The 3541-nt window shown below is 63.7% G+C and carries 2 protein-coding genes and 1 pseudogene; 2 read left to right on the top strand and 1 reads right to left on the bottom strand.

The features are described 5' to 3' along the window. Positions 1-75: 75 nt before the first annotated feature. Entirely contained in the window at positions 76-1494 is a 1419-nt protein-coding gene (locus BMI01S_RS36315) for an aldehyde dehydrogenase family protein (protein WP_028233074.1), read from the top strand. Between the two features lie 1015 nt (positions 1495-2509). Here BMI01S_RS36315 and BMI01S_RS36310 read toward each other — a convergent pair. Continuing rightward, positions 2510-3330, bottom strand: a pseudogene (locus BMI01S_RS36310) (autotransporter domain-containing protein). On the opposite strand from BMI01S_RS36310, the gene BMI01S_RS43660 reads away from it, so the two are divergent. Then, the coding region (locus BMI01S_RS43660) for a hypothetical protein (protein WP_255217855.1) at positions 3223-3541 on the top strand (319 nt) is incomplete at its 3' end. The pseudogene BMI01S_RS36310 and the gene BMI01S_RS43660 sit on opposite strands and share 108 nt — an antisense overlap.

The following is a 3541-nucleotide window of genomic DNA, read 5'->3' as shown; positions in this document are numbered from 1 at the left end:
ACTTCTTTCCATCCGAACCCAAGGTCAAGCACCGTCTGCTGACGGGCAAACGCGGGTTCCCTCAAAGGAGTCGAGATGCAGCGCATTGAACATATCTATATCGACGGCGAATTCGTGACGCCGCACGGCCAGGAGTGGTTCGATCTTTACAACCCGAGCACCGAGGAAGTCATTGGTCAAGTGCGGCTTGGCGACGAGCACGATGCGCAGCGAGCTATCGCAGCCGCCAAGGCCGCCCTGCCGGCCTGGTCACGCACCACGCGCGAAGAGCGTCTGGCTGCGCTGCGCCGCATGCATCAGGCCATCGCCGCGCGCGAGGATGATCTGATGGAAGCGATCGTGAAGGAGTACGGTGCGCCTGCGGCGCGCGGACGCTGGATGGCGACTTACCCGGCCGATGTGATCGCCCAGGCCATCGAGACGCTGGAGTCCTTCGAGTTCGAGGAACAGGTCGGGATCGCACGCGTGATCCTCACGCCGGTGGGCGTGGCCGGCCTGATTACGCCGTGGAACAGCAATGCGGGCTTTATCTGCAACAAGCTTGCGGCCGCGCTGGCAGCGGGCTGCACCGCCGTCATCAAGCCCAGCGAGATGAGCGCCCTGCAGACGCAGATCGTGATCGAGGCGCTGCACGAGGCTGGCTTGCCCAAGGGCGTCTTCAATATCGTCAATGGCCGCGGCGACGTGGTTGGCGAGGAAATCGCGCGCCATCCGGATGTCGCCAAGATTTCGTTCACCGGTTCGTCCGCGGTCGGCCAGCATCTGGTGGCAACCGGTGCGGCCACCATGAAGCGTGTCACGCTGGAACTCGGCGGCAAGTCGCCGACCCTGGTGCTCGACGATGCCGATTTCGCCAGCATCATGCCTCTGGTGCTGAACGCCGGCTTCATGAACAGCGGCCAGGCCTGTATCGCCGGCACCCGCATCCTGGTGCCGCGTAGCCGGCTCGCAGCATTCGAGCGGGTCGCCAAAGAAGCTCTCTTGCAGTTCAAATCCGGCGATCCGCGCGATCCGGAGACCACTATCGGCCCGATGGTGAGTGCGAAGCAATGGGAACGCGTCCAGAACTACATTCGTATCGGCATCGACGAAGGTGCGACGGTGCTCGCGGGCGGCGAGGGCCGGCCGGACGGATTGCAGGCCGGCTGGTTCGTCAAGCCGACGATCTTCACGAACGCCACCAACCAGATGCGGATTGCGCGCCAGGAAATCTTCGGTCCGGTGCTGACCGTGATTGCCTACGAGGACGAGGCCGATGCGATCGCGATCGCCAACGACACGCGCTACGGTCTGAACGCGATGGTGCTGGGTCAGGATGTCGAGCGTTGCGAACGCGTGGCGCGTCAGATCGATTCAGGGCGGGTGCTGATCAATACGCTTGCGCATGAGCCACGCGCGCCGTTCGGCGGTTTCAAGCATTCGGGGCTTGGCCGCGAAATGGGCAGATGGGGGATGAGCGCGTATCTGGAACCCAAGGCGCTGCTGAAGGCATGAGGCGGGGACAGCCGAACTCGCGCTGCGCGTGAACCCCGAGGCCCCTGGTCACGCGGTCCGGAATCCGTGGCAATTGTGCGTCCCAACGGACGTTGATATCGCACGTAGCGTCCGTTCGAGATCGTCTCTGGCGAGTGTGTCCGTTTTTCTCACGAAAGCCGCCATTTGATCCGCTCATCGTGAACGACCGCTTCGGGTCTATATGACCCATTCGCTTTCGCACCGAACCGAGGCGTTCCCTTCCGCGCGTTCATTGAACTGCAACGCATGAAGAGATGCCACCCACCGCCCAGCGATGTAGTTTGGCTATCTTTGCGTTATGCGAGTCGACCGTCGGCCAGCACCGCTAGCGCATGTAGTGAGTGCGATTTGATGAGCGCGGCGTCAAGCGGTCCTGCGTCACCCACCGTTGTGCCAGTGGTGGTGTTCCCAACCCTTGTGGCAACCACCGCCCTGGCACTGACCATAGCCGCCGACCACCGGTGGCCCATGCACGACTGGCGGTGGATAGGACTGGTAGACATAGGTACCCGGCGCCCCATACGCACCCGGGGGTGCATAGTGGGATTGGTAGAATACCGGCGGTGGTGGCGGAGGTATCGGCGTATAGTAGCCACCCACATTGGCTTGAGCCAATACGGACGCGGGGGCGCAGACGGTCGCAGCGATTGCCAGCAGCGAGATTGGGTACTTCATGATGTGACCTCCCGTCGGTTCGCCAATTCACCCCGACTGTGACGCCTCTTTGAAGCTTAGTCGCTCGACCCACCAGCAAATGCAACCGTTCGCGCGGACCTGTAACGGTCTGTAACGCGCCGATTTTCGGACTCTGCAGCGCGCGACTCTCATTGACCGATCCAGCAGGTTGTAGTGTTTTGCTGGTGCTCTCGGCCATGAAGGGACGCTCGAAGTGTGGAAGTGAGCGTCAGCAGGTACGCACCAAAGAGCCATCCATTGCCGGTCGTTTGGGACATCGTCGGCCGACGGGCCTCGGAACGTGGCACGGCCAGCGTCATCACCACGCGAACCGGACCCCCGCGTCGCCCCAGACGCCCCTGCGCTGTCCACTCGCGGAACCGCTGATCGCGAACTGGTAGCCGAACTGGCCGTACGCGCTCATGCGGCTGTCCAGCTTCGCGGTGAAGCCGGCAGCCACATCCATGCGCGTCACCTGCTGCGCAAGCGGCATCTGGTCCACACCGCCGAACGTCGTCGTGGCCTGCGCGCCCCAGTCGTGCCAGACGTTGGCGCACACATACGGCTGCCATCTCTGCCCGTTGGCGCGGGTAATGGTCCACTGCCCGCGTACGCCCAGCCGCCCGCTCACGCCCGAGGTCGAACCCAGGTCCACCCCACCCAGACCGTCATTGGCCGCGTTCAGCCCGACATGCTGCCAGATGACCTGTGCCTGCGGCTCCAGCACGAAATCCGGTCCCAGCGGCAGCGAGAACGGAAAGCCCGTTTCCAGCGACGTAAGGATTCCGGAACCCGAGACCGGCAGCCGCGCGTACTGCGTCGTCGCATTGCCGTCGTAGTGCGTGCCCTGCAGCACCGCGTCAACGTACAGCCGCCCGGACCATAGTGCGTCCAGTAGGCGCCGCCGGAATACGCATCGAGGTTCAGTGCCCCCGTCTGGGAAAGCACGTAGGCGGTTGCGGCCGCGTTGGTGACGAGCCCGTCGACGTTGACATCGCCGTTGCCATAGGCGAAGTAGACGCCGGCTGCATCATGATGGCCCTGGAGGAAGCCGCCGCGCCACAGATCGACGCCAGCCTGGAAATCGGGAAGGTGACCGCTGGCGCGCGCATCGGCGAAGTTCTGGTAGCGGTTGTCGATCTGCTGCCCGAAGAGGCGCACCCAGCCGGTGCTAAGCGCACCGTCCTGGGCGTCGGTCAGCGTATCGCCGATGCGCTCGTGCAGCGTGCCGAGCGTCGTGAGGCCGAGCTGTCTCCCGATGGGCGACGACGAATTCGTTTTCGGCAGCTGTACGCAGCGTTTAAGCGGCTGCCTCTCTGCACGACGCTCACTCGCCATGTTGGACCTAACA

It is taken from the genome of Paraburkholderia mimosarum LMG 23256 = NBRC 106338 (assembly GCF_000739815.1).
GTDB lineage: Bacteria > Pseudomonadota > Gammaproteobacteria > Burkholderiales > Burkholderiaceae > Paraburkholderia > Paraburkholderia mimosarum.
Note: the sequence above shows the minus strand (reverse complement) of the source record. Positions and strands in the feature narration are given on the sequence as shown.

Excerpts from the sequence above, each read along its gene's own strand:
- BMI01S_RS36315 (WP_028233074.1), top strand. The coding sequence starts at position 76 with ATGCAGCGCATTGAACATATCTATATCGACGGCGAATTCGTGACGCCG.